The following is a 16,688-nucleotide window of genomic DNA, read 5'->3' on the forward strand; positions in this document are numbered from 1 at the left end:
CGCCCGTCAACTTTTGTGCAACTGGACCGGCTAGAAGGCGACCGGCCCAGTGGGGTTAGGCTCGCTACTCGTGGTAGTGATGACCGTCCGGATGCCCTTCGCCTTCTTCGTGCGGGCCATTGCCATGCTCGTCGGCGTCTTCATCTTCGTCGTCATCGTTCGCGCCGGCAAAAGAATGAGCGGCGAGACCGTGCGGCTTGATGCCGTGCAAGAGGAAAGGCAGCCGATGTTTCTGCTCTTCTGCCAATGACGCGTAGAAAGGAGCGGCGGCGTCGGCGAGGGCTTTGAGCGTCTCGCCCTTCGCCAAATCGTTCTCGCTCAACCGACGCAGCCAAGCGACCGCATCGGCGGGGCGAGGCTCCGTGCGCATTTTCTCATGTCGCGCCTGGGCGCTCTTTGCGCCATTGCGCAACGCCGTTTCGACGGCCGGCCAGAGCTTTTCCTGATCGGGAGTCAACTGCAATCCAGCATGCAGTCCGGCGAGATGCGCGTCGAAGAAGGCCGCGCGGTCGGCGGGCGAGAAATGCTCATGCACAGCGCCGCCCGTGGGACCGCCCATCTGCATGGAGCCGCCCATCGGGCCGCCGTGTTTTTCCATGCCAGCGGGCGGGGATGGGGGGGCGCCTGGCGGCGGTTGTTGCGCGTCTGCATTGAACGCGGCCAAGGAGAGGCCGGAGCCGAGCAGCGCGATCATCAAAAGGTGCAAGCGCGAATTCATGGTGGTTCTCCAATGACAGCGGACGCCATAATAGCGATTGCGGACGGGCGTTTCCATCAAGCTTTAGCCCTTTCCGGTCTTGCAAATGATTTATTTTTCGCTTTTGACCGCCGGCCAACGGTATGGCGCGCAAATTCCGACGAATTCTTGACCGTCGAGGCCGCTTGGTTCTTCAAATCAATGCCTGCCGCGAGTCCGGCGATCATTTCAAGATGGCGACATCGCTTTAACTCGAGTTCAACTGCTCTCAGGCAAACCTCTTCAACCTTTTTTTATTGTCCGACAGGAGTGGATCAGCGCCATGGTCCAGATGAAGAAGATCAACGCCGAAGCCTTTGGCGACATTCTGGCTGGCCTCGAGACAACTGTCCCGGACCTCTCTTCGCCAAGTCCTGCGAGGATAGACGCTTCATGGGTAGAGTCTTTGCAGACCGCGGCGTCGTTAAGAAAAAGCACTCGCGAATCGAGCGAACGATCGATCGCGCCTGAACGAGCGTCAGACCCCGCGGAACCACTGCGGCGCAATCTTGGATCTATGGCATGGGGCTGGCGGAGCGGGATCAGCGCTCAGGCGTCGCCATCTGGCGATGATTACGCAGAGGATGTCCTGGGTCTTGCAGAGCAAGCCATCGCCAACGAGGCGCAGGATCCGGCGGAGTCGCTCGATCCGCAGCCGGTGCATGGCTTGCGGCGGCTGTTCAGCCAAATTCCCTGGCGCTGGTGGCGCGGCGAGGGGAGGCTCGCGACAGCGGATGAGGAGCCGGACGCCGCGCCAAAGTTGCTTGCGCCACGAACCGAAGACGAGCAGATTGCCGAGGAGCTTGGGTTGCGCGCCGATCTCGCCATCGGCGATCTCAAGCGCATCCGGCGCGACTTCGCCAAGAAAAATCACCCGGACCGCTTTGAGCCCGCGCAGCGAGTCGCCGCCGCCCGCCGCATGAGCGTCGCCAATATGCTGATCGACCAGCGTTTGAAGAGAAAGCGCTCCGGGAATTAGGCTTTGCGGCAAGTGGCGTGACTGCGGGCTTGCCGCAGTCTCCATCCTGCGTTGAAATAGAGGCGCACAATTTTACCGCTAGAATTCAGGATGGCGCCTGTTTGACGCGAGCTTCCCACGAGCCTCCCTGATGACGCATGTCGCGACGCTTGTTTGCAATCAGGCTGCTCCGATCCTGACCGAGGGACTTTTGCGGCAGGCTGCGTCTGCATTGCCGCGGCCTCAGGGGACGCGATGGCTCGATGCAGGCGTCGCCGCCGATATTGTTTTCATACCTGCTGAAGGAACCGACGCCGCCGCCTTGACCGAGGAGGTTCGCGCCGCATTGGGGCGGGCCGAGGTCGACGTCATAATCCAGGAGGCGAGGGGGCGGCGTAAGAAGCTGCTGATCTCGGACATGGACTCGACCGTGATCGGCCAGGAATGCATCGACGAACTCGCAGCGGAAATCGGCTTGAGGCGGCATGTCGCCGCAATCACCGAACGCGCGATGCGTGGCGAGATCGCTTTCGAGCCGGCGTTGCGCGAGCGCGTCGCCCTCCTCAGAGGCTTGCATCCTGATATTGTGTTGCGGGTGATGAGCAGGACGATCACATTGACTCCAGGGGCCCGCAGTCTGGTTCAGACCATGCGCAGCCATGGCGCCCACACGGCGCTGGTCTCGGGCGGCTTCACGGTCTTCACGAAACTTATTGCAGACCGGATCGGTTTTAACGAGGACTACGCCAATCAACTGGCGCTCGATGCGGACGGATGTTTTAGCGGCGATATCCTCGAGCCGATTCTTGGGCGGGAAGCCAAGCGCGCGACTTTACGGCAATTGCGTTTGGAGCATGGTCTGTCGATTGATGAAACAATGGCTGTGGGCGATGGCGCCAATGATCTTGCGATGTTGCGCGAGGCGGGTCTTGGCGTTGCGTTTCGCGGCAAGCCGGCGGTCGCGGCCGCCATGCGCGCGCGCGTCGACTATGCCGATCTCACCGCATTGCTGTACGCGCAAGGATATCGCCGCGATGAATTTGTCGAAGCGCGGGACGACATGCTGCTCGAAGCTAATTTGATCGACGGCGTCATTGACGCCGTCGAAGGTCGGAGTCCGGGCTTTATGCGCTGATGCTAGCGCCTGCCGTCGTGTCCGCCGCCGCGATGCACGCCGCCATGCACGCCGCCGCGGCCGCCATGCCAACCGGCACCGCCGGGACGACGACCATTATTCCAGCCGGGACGATTGTTCCAGCCACGCCAGCCTTGGGGTCCGCCCCAGCCCAAACCGCGCCGGAAGGCGAAGCCGCACCAATACCAGCCGGGTCCCTGCCAACCATTGCCGTACCAGCAATAATTACGTCCGCCAAAGGCGAACTGAGCCTGTTCGAGCGGAAGCTCATTGTGGGCCAGCCCTTCGAGACTGGCGACGGGCGCCGCGGCGGCCGCCATCGCTCCGCCTGTCGCAGCTTCAGCCGCCATGAATGCGACCGCCGCTGTTATTGAGATCAATCGACGCATAAAATTCTCCTTGATGGTCTCCGCCCGAACGTTTCGTCGGAGACGCCAACTCATTTGCAAAAAAAAAGCGGCGAAAGATCGCCGCTGTCTTTTTAATTTTGCGGCGGAGGCTCCAGAGACTGAGCCCGCCGCCGATGTATTTAACGTGAGAACCAATTGCTCGAAGCCTGGAGGCCTCGAGCCGCAACTTGATTCGCTGGCGCTATCGGCGACCGCCGTGGAAACCGCCACCGCCATGGAAGCCGCCACCGTGGAAGCCGCCGCCATGCCAGCCGCCACCACCGCCATGCCAGCCGCCACCACCGCCATGCCAGCCGCCGCCACGCCAGCCGCCGCCACGCCAGCCGGCGCCGCCGCCCCAACCGCGCCAACCGTAGCCGCCGCCCCAGCCTAAGCCCGGACGCCACGCATAGCCGCACCAATACCAGCCGGGTCCCTGCCACGCATTGCCGTACCAGCAATAATTGCGTCCGCCCCAAAAATATTGCGCTTGCTCGAGGGGAAGAGCGCTATGGGCTACCGCATCCAAATCGGCGTTTGCCGCCGGCGCCGCCATGGCACCGCCGCCTAAGGCCTCGGCGGCCATGAATGCGACTGCTGCGGCTGTGGTCATCAATCGACGCATATATGCTCCTCCTCGCAGATATTGAACCGGGACGCTTTATAGGCCGATTCAGGCGATTCTGTCAGGCGCCACGGTTATTTGATTAACGCTTCCTTTGCTTTTCGGTTCAGCTGCGCCCGGCCATCTTTCGCGCGCGCTTGGCGAGCGTGCGCAACCGCAGCGCGTTGAGCTTGATGAAGCCCGCCGCATCGCGATGATCATAAGCCACGGCTCCCTCCTCGAACGTCACCAGATCCTGATCGTAGAGCGAATAGGGACTTGAGCGTCCGACGACGAAAGCCGAGCCTTTGTAAAGTTTCAAGCGCACGCGGCCCGTTACGAATTCCTGGCTTTTGTCGATCAGCGCCTGCAACATCTCGCGCTCCGGCGAAAACCAGAATCCGTTGTAGATGAGCTCGGCGTATTTGGGCGTCAGCTCGTCTTTCAGATGCGCCGCGCCGCGATCGAGGGTGATCGATTCGATGCCGCGATGCGCGGCATAAAGGATCGTGCCGCCTGGCGTTTCATACATGCCGCGGGACTTCATGCCGACAAAGCGATTTTCGACGAGATCGAGACGGCCGATGCCGTTGGCGCGGCCGAGCTCGTTCAGTTGCGCCAGCGCTGTCGCCGGCGACAATGCTTCGCCGTTGATCGCGACCGCGTCGCCCCGTTCGAAATCGATCTCGATGAAGGTCGGCTTGTCGGGCGCGTCCTCCGGATTGATTGTCCGCGAATAGACATAGTCAGGCACTTCCTGCGCTGGATCCTCCAGCACTTTCCCTTCGGAGGAGGCGTGCAGCAGATTGGCGTCGACCGAAAACGGCGCATCGCCGCGCTTGTCCTTGGCGATCGGTATTTGGTTCTGTTCGGCGAAAGCGAGCAAAGCTGTGCGCGAGGTCAAATCCCACTCCCGCCAGGGCGCGATAACCTTGATGTCGGGTTCGAGCGCGTAATAGGACAGCTCGAATCGCACCTGGTCATTGCCTTTGCCGGTGGCGCCGTGGGCGACTGCGTCGGCTCCCGTAAGCCTCGCGATCTCGATCTGCTTCTTGGCGATCAGCGGACGCGCTATCGACGTTCCGAGCAGATAGAGCCCCTCATACTGGGCGTTGGCGCGGAACATCGGGAAGACATACTCGCGGACGAATTCCTCGCGCAAATCTTCGATGAAGATATTCTGCGGCTTGACGCCAAGCAGGATCGCCTTGTCCCGCGCGGGAGAGATTTCCTCGCCCTGGCCAAGATCGGCGGTGAAGGTGACGACTTCGCAACCGTAAGTCGTCTGCAGCCATTTGAGGATGATCGACGTGTCGAGCCCTCCCGAATAGGCGAGAACGACTTTTTTGACGTCTGATCTTTGCTGCGGCATTGGGAACTCTTTGGGCGGTTACAGGGAAGACAAGGACGCGCGACTATAGTGGCGACGCACGTCGGCGCAAGTTGGCTTTGCCGCCTGACCACGATGCCGGATTGAATCCGGGCGCAAAACCGCCATCTTTGAAGGCGCAGGGACGACCTTGCGCTTTTCCGAAAATCGGTGGGGACGACCTTGCCATGAGCCCTGGGGTTCGTGATGCCGTCTGATTTTTATTCGCTTGCCGGCTTCGTCGGCGCTGCAATCGTCATCGCGGCGTTTTTCGCCAGTCAGCAAGGGATCGTCGGCTCGCGCGACCGTCGCTATCTCTTCGCCAATCTGCTTGGGGCGATTCTGATTCTCGTTTCGCTCTATTCGGAATGGAATTTTCCGGCGGCGCTCATCGAAGGATTCTGGGCGGCGATCAGCCTTTACGGCCTTGTGAAGCCAAAGTCGCGAACGGCGAGAAAACCTCAAACGATCAGAAATTAAAAGCGAACTGCAGCGCCCCCTGATGGCGGCGGACAGACCTGCATTCAAATCTTGGGAGAGGAGTCAGAGAATCGATTTCTTGACTGACAAGGTTGGCTGGCTTGGGTTTTTTGAAGCGCCGGTGTCTTAAGTTCGGACGCAGCAAACCGCCACCTTGACGCCATGCCGACGGAGGCTTATCCAGATAAGCGGGACACCCTTCCCCAACGAAGGGCGCCCATCTGTAAGGATGGCCATCATGATGACGACGATTCCCGCCGCGAAACCGGCGCGGCCAAATTTTTCCTGCGGCCCGACGGTCAAGCATCCGGGCTGGAGCCTCAAAAACCTCGAGAATGCGCCCTTTGGCCGCTCGCACCGCTCCGGCATCGGCAAATCCAAGCTGAAGCTCGCAATCGATCTCACCCGCGAAGTTTTGCAGGTCCCCGCCGACTATAGAATCGGGATCATCCCTGGTTCGGACACCGGCGCCGTCGAAGCCGCCTTGTGGTCGCTGCTTGGCCAGCGCGGGGTCGACGTGATCGCGTGGGAAGCCTTCAGCGAACATTGGGTCATTGACGTCGTAGAGCAGCTGCAACTGAAAAACACGCGCTCCATGGTGGCCGATTATGGCGAGATCGTCGATCTTTCGAGCCTTAACTTCGATAATGACGTCGTTTTCGCCTGGAACGGAACGACGGCGGGCGTCAGCGTCCAAAATGGCGATTTTATCCCGGCCGACCGTAAGGGCCTGACGATTTGCGATGCGACCTCCGCCGCTTTTGGCCAAAAGCTTGATTGGGCGAAGCTCGATGTCGTGACTTTCTCCTGGCAGAAAGTGCTCGGCGGCGAGGCTGCCCACGGGATGCTGATTCTCGGTCCGCGCGCGGTGGAGAGGCTGGAGACCTATACGCCAGCGTGGCCAATTCCCAAATTGTTTCGGCTGACCCACCAGGGCAAGTTGATAGAGAGCATTTTTGAAGGCGAGACGATCAATACGCCATCGATGCTCTGCGTCGAGGACTATATCGACGCCTTGAACTGGGCGAAATCGATCGGCGGCCTCGACGCGCTGACGAGGCGCGTCAGCGCCAATTCGAAAGCGCTCAGCGATTGGGTCGAGCGGACGCCTTGGATCGATTTCTTGGCGGCCGATCCGGCGATCAGATCAAATACCAGCATCTGCCTCAAGATCATCGACCCTGCCGTCGTCGCGCGCGGACGACGTGGCGAGGCGGAGTTTGCAAACGAGATGGTGAGCTTCCTCGCGGAGCAGGGCGCCGCTTATGACATCGGCTCTTATCGCGATGCGCCGCCTGGCCTGCGGATCTGGTGCGGCGCGACGGTGGACGCCAGCGACCTTACGGCGCTGACGCGTTGGCTTGACTATGCCTATGCAATGGTCAAAGGCGCTTTTATGGATGAAGCCGCCTGAAATTTTGATTTCGATCCAGTTTTACTAGTTTTACGGGCGTTCTCTCATGCATGAGAGAACGCCCGCAGCATTTTGGGCTGCATTCTCGCGCCTTCGATGGCGGATTGGCTTGAAAACGGCGTTCGAATAGGCGCATTAGATCGACTGTCATTGGAGAAGCCCGTGCCTCCGCGCGTCCTCGTTTCAGATCCTCTTTCGCCCGCAGCGATCGCCATTTTCAAAGCGCGGGGCATGGAGGTCGACTTTCAGCCAGATCTCGGCAAGGACAAGCACGGGCTCGCCGCCGCAATCGGCGCATTCGATGGACTGGCCATCCGCTCGCGGACAAAAGTCACCGCCAAAATCCTCGAGCGCGCAACCAATCTGAAGGTCATCGGCCGCGCCGGCATCGGCGTCGATAATGTCGATATTGCCGCCGCGACCGCCAAAGGCGTGATCGTGATGAACACGCCATTCGGCAATTCGATCACGACAGCCGAGCACGCGATTGGCCTGATGTTCGCGCTCGCCCGACATATCCCTGCCGCCGATGCATCCCTTAGGGCCGGAAAATGGGAGGAAAGCAGCTTTCTGGGCGTCGAGATCACCGGCAAGGTCCTCGGCGTGATCGGCTGCGGCAATGTCGGTTCGATCGTCGCCGATCGCGCTATTGGCCTCCGCATGCGGGTCATCGCATTCGATCCCTTCTTGTCGCCGGAACGCGCTTTCGACCTTGGCGTCGAGAAAGTTGAGCTCGAGGAGCTCCTCGCTCGCGCGGACATCATCACGCTGCATGCGCCCGTGACCCCGCAGACGAGGAATATTCTCTCGGCCGAAAATCTCGCCAAGACCAAAGACGGCGTTCTGATCATCAACACCGCGCGAGCTGGACTCGTCGATGAGATCGCGCTTCGCGCCCTGCTCGACGCGGGCCGCGTCGCCGGCGCCGCCGTCGATGTCTATGAAAAGGAGCCGGCGACCGAAAATCTGCTGTTTGGCCATCCAAACTCGGTCTGCACGCCCCATCTTGGGGCCTCGAGCAAGGAGGCGCAGGAAAATGTCGCGCTTCAGGTCGCCGAGCAAATGTCGGACTATTTGATGCGGGGCGCGATTTCGAATGCGGTCAACTTCCCCTCCATCACGGCGGAGGAGGCCCCGAAACTGAAGCCCTTCATCGCCCTGGCGGAGCGCCTTGGCTCCTTCGCCGGCCAGTTGGTCGACAGCAACATCAGGAAAGTCTCGATCACCTATGAAGGCGAAGTCGCCGAACTGAAAACCAAGGCGCTGACGGCCTCGATGATCGCAGCGTTGCTGCGTCCGCTGCTGGCTGACGTCAACGTCGTTTCCGCGCCGGCCGTGGCCAAAGAGCGCGGCGTCGTCATTGACGAGGTGACGAGAGCCGCCGAGGCCGATTTTGAATCGATCATCACTCTATGCGTCGAGGCCGGAGCCTACGCCCGCTGCGTAGCCGGGACCGTGTTCAGCGACGGCGAGCCGCGAATCATCTCGATCAACGAAACCAAAATCGACGCGGCTGTCGGGCCGTCGATGATTTACGTCACCAATGAAGACAAGCCGGGCTTCATCGGCCGTTTCGCCAGCATTCTTGGCAACGCCGGCGTCAATATCGCCACCTTCGCCCTTGGCAGGGATCGCGAGGGCGGCTCATCCATGGCGCTCGTCGAGGTTGACGGGCCGGTCCCTGACAAGGTTCTCGCCGAGGTCAAATCATTGCCCGGCGTTAAAGAGGTCAAGGCGCTGACGTTCTGACCTGATGCGCAGGGCCGCATTCCCCTGCGCCATTCGTCCTCGCGACGGAAATAAGTTCGCTTCTTTGCGCATCCGTTAATCATAAGGATGTTATAAGGTTATGTCCGAACTGCCTCCGCCGACAGAGAGACAGAGCCGTGCGGCTATGGTCGTCCATTCGCGCGTTGCACCTCGCGGGAGTCGCGGCGATGCAGTGCGGCGTCGCTTACGCGGATGATGACTGGACGAAGATCGCAGGTGGCTCCATCGTGTCGAGCGTTCCGGCGCTTGCGGATTTCAAGAAGGCGCTTTTTGATTACGGCTATAATTTTCAGATAAATTATACCGGCGAGACCTTCGGCAATCCAACAGGCGGCGTCAAGCAGGGCGCGATCTATGAAGGTCTTCTCGAAATGGCGGTCGATGGCGATCTTGAAAAGATCGCCGGCCTGAAAGGCGGAACCTTTCACGTCAATGCCTACCAAATTCATGGCGAAGGGTTGTCGACCAACAACATCGACAATTTTATGACTGTCAGCAGCATAGAGGCGAGGCATTCGACGAGGCTTTTCGAGCTTTGGTACGAGCAGCAGCTTTTCGACAACAAGGCGTCGATCCGCATCGGTCAAATGTCGGCGGACGCCGAATTCTTCGTCAGCGACCTTGGCGCCCTGTTTCTAAATGCGACCTTCGGCCTGCCGAATAAGTTCGCCGCGGATCTCCCGAGCGGCGGCCCTGCCTATCCGCTGGCGACGCCCGCCGTTCGCCTCAAAGTCACCCCGACAGATGCGCTGACCTTCCTTCTCGCTGCGTTTAACGGAGACCCGTCCGGCGCCGGATTCAACGGTTTGCAGGAGATCGAGGATCTTTCAGGCATCAATTTTCGTCTACGCGATCCGCCTCTGGTCTTGGGCGAGGCACAATTTAGATATTACCAAGACAAGGATTCGCAAGGACTGGCCGGGACGTTCAAACTCGGCGCGTGGTACCATTTCGGCGACTTCGATGACCTCCGCTTCGGCACGGACCATCTTTCACTGGCCAATCCGGCCAGCAACCACGCTCCAGTCGTCTACAGCGGCGATTACTCCCTTCACGCCGGGATCGATCAGATGGTCTGGCGATCGTCCAAAGCCGATCCGACAAAAGGAATTGGCGTGTTCAGCCGCGTGTCGATAAGCCCGACGGTGCGCAATCTCGTCAATTTTTATGCTGAAGCCGGCGTGACCTTCAATGGCCTTTGGGACGCAAGGCCAGACGACGTATTCGGCGTTGGGGTGACCTATCTGGGGATTTCGCCTGAGGCGACAGCGCTCGATATGGATGCGAATTTCTTTGCCGGGTCCGCCATGCCGGTCCGCGATTTCGAATCCGTCATCGAACTTACCTACCAGGCGCACATCGCGCCCGGTTGGAACATTCAGCCGGATTTTCAATATATTTTTCGCCCCGGCGCCGGCGCGGTCAATCCGGCAAACCCCGCCGCCGGCCGCATTCCAGATGCGGCGGTGTTTGGGCTGCGAACAACGTTCAAGTTTTAATCGAAGCTCTTTCGACTTCAATCCAATCGGGCATCGCGGGCGGCCGGTCCGATGCAACGCGGGCTTTCTTTTTGCGCGATGCCTCTGGAAGCGCATGCGCGCTGGCGCAAGTTGCGCAGTTTCGTGGACATTTATAGAATATTTATATGAAGTATTAAAAATATTATATAATGCTTATATCAGTTAAAAATTGCGCATCCCCTTATATCGTTTTTATATAAGCATGAGTTATTCTTATACAATTTAGATCAATTCTGTATTCAAAATAGGCAGTGGCCTATAGGGAGTAAGCGATCTGCCATACCATTTAGCAAACTGTGGCGTCAGAGCATCGCACCAATAGAAAGCAAGTTGAAACATACAACTTAGATTGAATCTCGCCGCACGAGGTGTACTTTCGCCTACACCTGAAATCGCCTGTATAGGAGTCACTTATGGCTGTTCAGCGAAGACCTTCCTTGCTGCCGGCGCTCTTCGCCGGCGCATTCCTCCTGAACACGGGGCAGTTTGCGCGCGCTGCGGATTTGCCCCTCGCCCCCGTCCCGTCGACGCAGGAAGAGCTCAACTTCTTCACCGCGTTTTATCACGCCTATGCCGACGAATGGGGCATGCCGTCCGCGCCTGCGACGCCCGGCGCGCCGCCCGTCGTGTCCCGGCGCCCGGCGCCCTTCCCGCCGCAGCCGGAAACGATTCCGCCCTATCCGTTCGCCGAGTGGCCGGCAGGCGGCATGGACTACATCGGCGCCGCAATTCCAAATGCGGTGGATAGCCCGCTGATGCATGCTCTCGATGCGACGCCCATCGGGAAACCGCTTGAGGATGCGCACATCCAGATTTATGGCTGGATCGACGCAGGCGGCAACGTGAGCACCGCGAAAACCGGTTATGCCGGCAACGCGCCAGCAGCCTATTCCTACACGCCAAATATTCTGCAGCTCGACCAGGCCGTCATGTATGTCGAACGCGTCCCGGATACCGTGCAGCAGGACCATATCGACTGGGGCTTTCGCTTGAGCGGGTTCTACGGCGAAAACTATCGCTTTACGACCGCCCTTGGCGTCTTAAGCAACCAATTCGCGGTGCATAATCATTTCGCCGGCTGGGACGTGCCGATGGTCTATGGCGAACTTTATGTTCCGGGCGTGCTGGATGGGCTGGAATTCCGTCTTGGTCGGTATATCTCGGTGCCGGATATCGAGGCGCAGCTCGCGCCAAACAACTACATGTATTCGCACTCGATGACCTATGCCGTTGATAACTTCACGAACACGGGTCTGCTCACCTCTCTGAAGGTGAACAAGAACTGGCTGTTGCAGTTTGGCCTCAGCGCCGGAACCGAGACCGTGCCGTGGAATGCCAAGCAAGTCTCGCTTATTAACCCGACGACGGGCTTCCCGGGCTACCATGGCCAGAGGGATCCTGGCACGCAGCCGACTTTCACTGGCTGCGTCCAATGGCAGAGCGATACCAACTACGACGCCCTTTATCTGTGCGCCAACGGCATCAACGACGGCCAGTGGGGCTACAACAACCTGCAATGGTGGGGTGGCACTTATTATCACAAGTTCGACGACAAGTGGCACATCTCGGTCGAATCGTACTACATGTACGAGAAGAACGTCCCGAATAAGACTTTGGGGTTCGGCGCTACTCCGTTCGCTTTCCTAATTAACCCTCCGAACGAAGCTGTCTGCGCAGCCAACCAGATGTCCTGCACCGCGAGGGAATACGCAGCGCTTAGCTATCTGAACTACAGGTGGTCGGATATGGACAATCTGACCTGGCGCGCGGAATATTATAACGACCTCAATGGTCAGCGCACCGGCTTTGCAACTCAGTATGTCAACTTTGCCTTCGGCTGGCAGCATTGGTTCTCGCCTCAAGTCGAGATCCGTCCGGAAATCGCGTGGTATAATGCGCTGGACAAGCCGGCCTTCGACAACGGCACCAAGCATGCGCTTACTATCGCCTCGATGGATTTGATCTGGCACTACTAATCTCAAATCGGCGGATCTGCGAAAGCAGGTTCGCCAATTTTCTAAAGGGTCAATTTTCGCATCGTCCGATGCGACGGAGGCGGCGCGCAGCGAATGGACCTGCAGGCGCGCCGCAATTGCGACAGTCGCGCGCAAACTGGTCGCTGACGCGACCCTTGCGCTTCCAGGTATCCAAACCTAGCGTAATTTGCGGGACAAACTTCCTCCATAAAGTCCGTCCTTCGACGAGGGCACTTACAGCGCGAAGAGCAATCGAATTTGCGACGGAAGTCACCGCGTCCGTTGACTATCGATTTCAAAGACGACATGGTGATCGCGATGGTTCCCTTCGGGGATCAAAAGGGAACGCGGTGCGGCTTAACCGCCAATACCGTGGCTGCCCCCGCAACTGTAAGCGGCGAGCCGCGCGCCGATCATGCCACTGGGCAACCGGGAAGGCGGCGCAAGGCAGCAACCCGCGAGCCAGGAGACCTGCCATCAGCCGTGGTCACGCGCGAACGCATTGGGCGGGGTGTCTCGATGAGAAATAGGTCTCTCGCCTGATTTGGGCGCGGGCCTGGGCTTAGTTCGCAGTGACCCCTCAGTTGCTGCGATGCGATGATGGTAAATTATTTTTCGATACGGTCGCCTTCGCATCACTGGCGCTTGAGGCTGGCTTCCTCGGTCTTCGCGGCGGCGGCTGCCGCCCCTGTTATTGCGGCGAATTCCGTTCTCGCGGCGGATCTTCCGCGCGAGTCGTCATCGGCCCCCGCTTCGCCTGCCATCACTTGGACTGGTCTTTATCTTGGGGTGAATTCGGGAGCCTGGTTCTCTCCTGGCGCGCCAAGCTATCAAGCCATCGGCGGCTTCGATCTGTTCCCGAATGGAGGCGCGCCGAACGCTGGCTTCACCGGGGGCTTCCAGGGCGGGTACGATTATCAGATCGACAAGCTGCTGCTTGGCTTTGAAACCGATTTCAATTATCTCGGCAATTGCCGCAGCGGCGCGTTCGCCGCTCCAGCGATCTTCGCGAACTTCGGCGGTTCTTACAGTCTATCAGGCAGTTGCTCGCACTATTTCGGCACGATGCGGGGCCGGATCGGCTATATTTACGATCGCGCGCTGTTCTATGCCACCGCAGGCATCGCCTATGGCGGCAACCGCGATCCGGGCTCGATCAATTTCAACCCGCCGGCTCCCGGCAATTTATTCACAACCGGCGCATCGAGTTCATCCCGACCCAAATACGTCTTTGGCGCTGGAATTGAATACGCCCTGACCGACCATTGGTTCGCCAGAGCGGAATATCTCTACGTCAATCTTGGCCGCATCGATCAGACATTCGCGAATGGGGCGGGGCGCGGCTTTTTTTCGAGCTCCTACAGCGAGAATCACATTCTTCGGGTCGGGCTTGACTATAAATTCGGCGACTTTCCGTCATCGGTCCCGGCGCCAGCCCTCGCGGCGGCCGAGCCCGCCAAATCGGACGGCGACGCGCAGGCGGCGCCAGAGGCATATAATTTCCACGGCCAGGCAACCTATCTTCCGCAATATTACCCGACGTTCCAGGCGCCCTATTCGGGACCCCATAGCGTACCGCCAAATAGCCATGTCGAAGCAACTTTCACGGCGACGGCGTTTCTCGGCCTGGCTCTATGGCAGGGCGCTGCAATTTTTCTCAATCCCGAGGTCGATGAGGGCTTTGGCATTGGCGATGCGTTTGGCATCGCCGGGTTTCCGAACAATGAGGCTTTCAAAGTCGGCAGCACAGATCCGTATGTGCGCATCCAGCGTTATTTTTTGCGCCAGACGGTCGGCCTCGGCGGGACGACCGAACCGGTTGAATCAGGGCAAAACCAACTCGCGGGATCAGTTGACGCTAATCGCCTGACATTCACGATCGGCAAATATGCGGTGACCGATATTTTCGACGACAATAAATATGCCCATGACGGCCGAAACGGTTTCATGAATTGGACGACCAACACCATGGGCGCGTTCGATTTCGCAGCCGACGCCTGGGGCTATACTTACGGCTTGACCGCGGAATGGAGACAGGATTGGTGGACCGCGCGAGCCGGCGTTTTCCAATTGTCTTCCGTGCCCGCCGCCAATTCGATCGAACCCGAACTCTTCCGCCAATTCATGCCGGTAGTGGAATTCGAGGAGCGTCACGCGATCCAGGAGCAGCCCGGCAAACTGAAGTTCCTTTTCTTTGCCGACGATGGCTTTATGGGCAGTTACAGTCAGGCCATCGCGGAAGCCGCGGCGGCAGGCGTGACGCCCGATATAACGTCGGTGCGGGCGCGTCGCGTCAAGGTTGGCGGCGGCGTCAATCTCGAACAGCAGATCACGCCAAGCCTTGGTCTTTTCGTGAGGCTGAGCGCAGCGAACGGCCAATATGAGACTTACGACTTCACCGAGGTCGAGCGCTCCGCCTCGGGCGGCGTCGTGATCAGCGGCGATTTATGGGGCAGAGACAATGACCAGATCGGCGTCTCCGGCGTCCTCAACGGCATTTCCGCCGTGCATGCCCAATATCTCGCCGCGGGCGGGATCGGCGCCATTCTCGGCGACGGGGCCCTGTCCTATGGCGGGGAGCACATCTTTGAGACCTATTACAAATATGCAATTGCCGACGGGGTGAATGTCACCGCTGACTACCAATTCGTCGACAACCCTGGCTACAATCAGGCCCGAGGCCCGATTTCGCTTTTTGCCTTGCGGTTCCATGCTGAGTTCTAAATCGTCCGTGGAGCACGGAAAATTTATGGTTCAACTATGCCGAAGATGGTCAATCCATATGGAATATTTATGCAATCTCGCAGCATATAGCGATTTTAGGCCCGCAACGTCGAGAGTTGCAGAATCATAAAATAAAGTGGCCTAAATTTGATTGTATTGTTGCCGAGCTTCTGTTTTTCGCCAGAATTCGAAGAGTTCTACCGCTCAAGCTCACAATAATTACAGCTTTGTCATAAATTGGCGCGTCGACGGTTGCTATAAGGCTGTCTAGCCTCCGTCTAAACCTTTTTAGCTAAGTACCCTCATGGAAACCGACGAAATGACCCGCTCTGAAAGCCAATCCGAAATCGCCGCGGAAGCGAAGTCGCCGACCGCGCCGGGCAAGGCTTTCGGTAAATCGCGCCAAAAACGATTGCCTATTCTTTTGTTCTTCGCGGCTTTGGCCGCAGCCGCTTATTTCTTCGGTCCCGCCGCATATCAGGCGATAATGCCGAAGCCAAAAACCGTCGCGGTCGCGGCGCGACCGGACGCCGCTGAGGCGCTTCCGGCCGACAGCGTTCGATTGTCGGAAAAACAACTGGCGGCGATCAAAGTCGCGCCGGTCGCCTATGCCGAGTTTCAGATCGAGAAATCTGCGACGGGCAGCATCGATTTCAACCAGGATATGGCGGTCCAGGTGTTTGCGCCCTATCAGGGCCGGATCAAGGATCTGTCCGCGAAGATCGGCGACAGGGTGAAGGCGGGCCAGACTCTTTATACGATCGACAGCACGGATCTCCTCCAGGCGGAATCGACGCTGATCCAGACCGCTGGCGTGCTGGACTTGGCGAACCGCTCCCTGGCTCGGAACGAGAAGCTCGTGAAGGCGGGCGGCGGCGCGCAGAAGGATCTCGACCAATCGGTTTCCGATCAGCAAACCGCCGAGGGTAATCTCAGAGCCGCGCGCGACGCCGTGCGTTACTTTGGCAAGACTGACGCCGAGATCGACCGCATCGTGGCCGACCGCCATGTCGACTCGACTTTGATCGTGCCGTCTCCCATTTCCGGCGAGATCACCGCCCGCAGCGCCGCTACCGGACTCTTCGTTCAGCCGGGCAATGCGCCGGCCCCTTATACGGTGGCGGATACTTCGACTGTATGGATGAACTCCTTCGTCGTGGAGAGTGAAATCCCCGCTCTTAGCCTCGGCCAGCAAGTTGAAGCGCAAGTGCTGGCCTATCCAGATCGCGTCTTCGAAGGAAAAGTCACGACGCTTGGCGCGAGCGTCGATCCGGTCACCCGCCGCCTTCTGGTGCGATCGGAGATCAAAGATCCGGAAAACCTCCTGCGTCCCGGAATGTTCGCGACGTTCGTCATACGCACCGGCAAGTCGAGCCGTTCGATCGCTCTCCCGCCAGGCGGAGTAGTGCGTGAGGGAGACGGGACGATGTCGGCATGGGTCACGGACGGCAAAGTGTTCACCAAGCGGACGGTCCGGCTCGGACTGCAGCAGAATGGTTACGATCAGGTCCTGGAAGGTCTTAAACCCGGCGAACAGGCCGTGACCGATGGGGCGGTATTTCTGAGCAACATGCTTGCGGGCGGCGCGACCGACTAAGGTCCTTCTTAGACAA

Annotated in this window: 14 protein-coding genes and 1 riboswitch; of the genes, 9 read left to right on the forward strand and 5 right to left on the reverse strand. The window is 59.1% G+C overall.

Annotated features, from left to right (window positions below):
• Positions 1–64 precede the first annotated feature (64 nt).
• Complete coding sequence (locus WDN46_03480; GenBank protein MEJ0092506.1) at positions 65–775, reverse strand: Spy/CpxP family protein refolding chaperone; 711 nt, start codon at positions 773–775, stop codon at positions 65–67.
• Complete coding sequence (locus WDN46_03485; protein ID MEJ0092507.1) at positions 775–924, reverse strand: hypothetical protein; 150 nt, start codon at positions 922–924, stop codon at positions 775–777. Before WDN46_03485 ends, WDN46_03480 begins: the two co-directional genes overlap by 1 nt.
• Before the next feature lie 95 nt (positions 925–1,019).
• Here WDN46_03485 and WDN46_03490 point away from each other — a divergent pair, with 95 nt between their 5' ends.
• Together WDN46_03490 and serB are read left to right on the forward strand one after the other, a co-directional pair.
• Entirely contained in the window at positions 1,020–1,715 is a 696-nt protein-coding gene (locus tag WDN46_03490) for a hypothetical protein (GenBank protein ID MEJ0092508.1), read from the forward strand.
• Between the two features lie 130 nt (positions 1,716–1,845).
• On the forward strand, positions 1,846–2,829 hold the full coding sequence (serB, locus tag WDN46_03495) for a phosphoserine phosphatase SerB (protein MEJ0092509.1): 984 nt from the start codon (positions 1,846–1,848) through the stop codon (positions 2,827–2,829).
• A 2-nt stretch (positions 2,830–2,831) separates the two neighbouring features.
• On the opposite strand, the gene WDN46_03500 is transcribed toward serB, so the two are convergent.
• From WDN46_03500 to WDN46_03510, 3 genes are all read right to left on the reverse strand, one after another.
• Entirely contained in the window at positions 2,832–3,218 is a 387-nt protein-coding gene (locus WDN46_03500; protein ID MEJ0092510.1) for a hypothetical protein, read from the reverse strand.
• 202 nt (positions 3,219–3,420) lie between these two features.
• Positions 3,421–3,843 (reverse strand): hypothetical protein, encoded by a 423-nt coding sequence (locus WDN46_03505; GenBank protein ID MEJ0092511.1) that lies wholly within the window; start codon positions 3,841–3,843, stop codon positions 3,421–3,423.
• Positions 3,844–3,949: 106 nt separating this feature from the next.
• Positions 3,950–5,194, reverse strand: coding sequence for an argininosuccinate synthase (locus tag WDN46_03510; GenBank protein MEJ0092512.1), 1,245 nt, complete (start codon positions 5,192–5,194; stop codon positions 3,950–3,952).
• A 204-nt stretch (positions 5,195–5,398) separates the two neighbouring features.
• Between WDN46_03510 and WDN46_03515 the strand changes: the two genes are divergently transcribed.
• The 7 genes from WDN46_03515 (at position 5,399) to WDN46_03545 (ending at position 16,672) form a co-directional block, all read left to right on the forward strand.
• Positions 5,399–5,671 carry a hypothetical protein gene (locus WDN46_03515; GenBank protein ID MEJ0092513.1) on the forward strand — a complete coding sequence of 91 codons (273 nt, stop codon included), beginning with the start codon at positions 5,399–5,401 and terminating at the stop codon, positions 5,669–5,671.
• Positions 5,672–5,909: 238 nt separating this feature from the next.
• A complete protein-coding gene (locus WDN46_03520; GenBank protein MEJ0092514.1) occupies positions 5,910–7,085 on the forward strand; it encodes a phosphoserine transaminase in 1,176 nt (391 codons plus the stop codon).
• A gap of 162 nt (positions 7,086–7,247) precedes the next feature.
• Positions 7,248–8,834, forward strand: coding sequence for a phosphoglycerate dehydrogenase (serA, locus tag WDN46_03525; GenBank protein MEJ0092515.1), 1,587 nt, complete (start codon positions 7,248–7,250; stop codon positions 8,832–8,834).
• A gap of 137 nt (positions 8,835–8,971) precedes the next feature.
• Positions 8,972–10,354 (forward strand): carbohydrate porin, encoded by a 1,383-nt coding sequence (locus tag WDN46_03530; protein MEJ0092516.1) that lies wholly within the window; start codon positions 8,972–8,974, stop codon positions 10,352–10,354.
• 434 nt (positions 10,355–10,788) lie between these two features.
• Positions 10,789–12,351, forward strand: a complete 1,563-nt coding sequence (locus WDN46_03535) for an outer membrane beta-barrel protein (GenBank protein MEJ0092517.1) — start codon at positions 10,789–10,791, stop codon at positions 12,349–12,351.
• A gap of 302 nt (positions 12,352–12,653) precedes the next feature.
• Positions 12,654–12,845, forward strand: a riboswitch (cobalamin riboswitch).
• Between the two features lie 151 nt (positions 12,846–12,996).
• Positions 12,997–15,075 carry a carbohydrate porin gene (locus WDN46_03540; GenBank protein ID MEJ0092518.1) on the forward strand — a complete coding sequence of 693 codons (2,079 nt, stop codon included), beginning with the start codon at positions 12,997–12,999 and terminating at the stop codon, positions 15,073–15,075.
• A gap of 319 nt (positions 15,076–15,394) precedes the next feature.
• Positions 15,395–16,672: an efflux RND transporter periplasmic adaptor subunit gene (locus tag WDN46_03545; GenBank protein MEJ0092519.1), complete on the forward strand. Its 1,278-nt coding sequence runs from the start codon at positions 15,395–15,397 to the stop codon at positions 16,670–16,672.
• Positions 16,673–16,688 lie beyond the last annotated feature (16 nt).

This window comes from Methylocella sp., from assembly GCA_037200525.1.
In the GTDB taxonomy this organism is placed as follows: Bacteria; Pseudomonadota; Alphaproteobacteria; order Rhizobiales; family Beijerinckiaceae; genus Methylocapsa.

What these genes read in the sequence shown, in the direction of transcription:
- WDN46_03480 (MEJ0092506.1), bottom strand. Translation starts at nt 775, where the DNA reads ATGGAAACGCCCGTCCGCAATCGCTATTATGGCGTCCGCTGTCATTGG.
- WDN46_03485 (MEJ0092507.1), bottom strand. Translation starts at nt 924, where the DNA reads ATGATCGCCGGACTCGCGGCAGGCATTGATTTGAAGAACCAAGCGGCC.
- WDN46_03490 (MEJ0092508.1), top strand. Translation starts at nt 1,020, where the DNA reads ATGGTCCAGATGAAGAAGATCAACGCCGAAGCCTTTGGCGACATTCTG.
- serB (MEJ0092509.1), top strand. Translation starts at nt 1,846, where the DNA reads ATGACGCATGTCGCGACGCTTGTTTGCAATCAGGCTGCTCCGATCCTG.
- WDN46_03500 (MEJ0092510.1), bottom strand. Translation starts at nt 3,218, where the DNA reads ATGCGTCGATTGATCTCAATAACAGCGGCGGTCGCATTCATGGCGGCT.
- WDN46_03505 (MEJ0092511.1), bottom strand. Translation starts at nt 3,843, where the DNA reads ATGCGTCGATTGATGACCACAGCCGCAGCAGTCGCATTCATGGCCGCC.
- WDN46_03510 (MEJ0092512.1), bottom strand. Translation starts at nt 5,194, where the DNA reads ATGCCGCAGCAAAGATCAGACGTCAAAAAAGTCGTTCTCGCCTATTCG.
- WDN46_03515 (MEJ0092513.1), top strand. Translation starts at nt 5,399, where the DNA reads ATGCCGTCTGATTTTTATTCGCTTGCCGGCTTCGTCGGCGCTGCAATC.
- WDN46_03520 (MEJ0092514.1), top strand. Translation starts at nt 5,910, where the DNA reads ATGATGACGACGATTCCCGCCGCGAAACCGGCGCGGCCAAATTTTTCC.
- WDN46_03535 (MEJ0092517.1), top strand. Translation starts at nt 10,789, where the DNA reads ATGGCTGTTCAGCGAAGACCTTCCTTGCTGCCGGCGCTCTTCGCCGGC.
- WDN46_03545 (MEJ0092519.1), top strand. Translation starts at nt 15,395, where the DNA reads ATGACCCGCTCTGAAAGCCAATCCGAAATCGCCGCGGAAGCGAAGTCG.